This is a genomic window from Psychrobacter sp. 1Y4, assembly GCF_051847555.1.
Genome location: NZ_JBPYDE010000824.1, coordinates 1 through 602 on the forward strand (window position 1 = coordinate 1; position 602 = coordinate 602).

General features: G+C 43.4%; 1 pseudogene. It reads left to right on the top strand.

The annotated features are described in order from the left end of the window. Nucleotides 1-554: pseudogene (locus tag ACS8FC_RS19085) on the top strand (ribosome biogenesis GTPase Der); the annotation flags it as partial. Nucleotides 555-602 lie beyond the last annotated feature (48 nt).

Sequence of the window (602 nt, forward strand, 5' to 3'; positions counted from 1 at the left end):
CTCTAGTCGTCGCGATCAACAAATGGGATGGTTTGACGCCAGATCAAAGAGACTATATTAAGCTTGAGATGGATCGTCGTTTTAACTTTATCCCATATGTAAAAGTACATTTAATATCAGCGCTACATGGGACTGGTGTGGGTAATTTATACCCATCTATCTTGCGTGCTTATAAGTCTTCGATGTTTGAAGTCTCTACCAATCGCTTGACGCAAATCTTGCAAGATGCTGTCACTGCCAATCCGCCGCCAACTATTGCTGGTCGCCGTATTAAGCTACGTTATGCACATATCGGTGGTCACAACCCGCCTGTTATCGTGATCCATGGTAATCAAACAAGCGCGCTTCCTAAGAGCTATCAGCGTTATCTAGAGAACCAGTTCCGTCAAGTGTTTAAGCTTGAAGGTACGCCGCTCAACGTCATCTTTAAACAGAATGACAATCCATACGCCAATAAGAGCGACACGCCAACCAAGGCAAAAACACAACAATTGCGTCAGCGTGAGCGCAATCGTGCGAAGAAATTCACTACTAAAGATAAAAAGTCTCGTTAATCATATAATATGCTATGACTTATTTTATCGTGCAGCCCAGCACGGTAA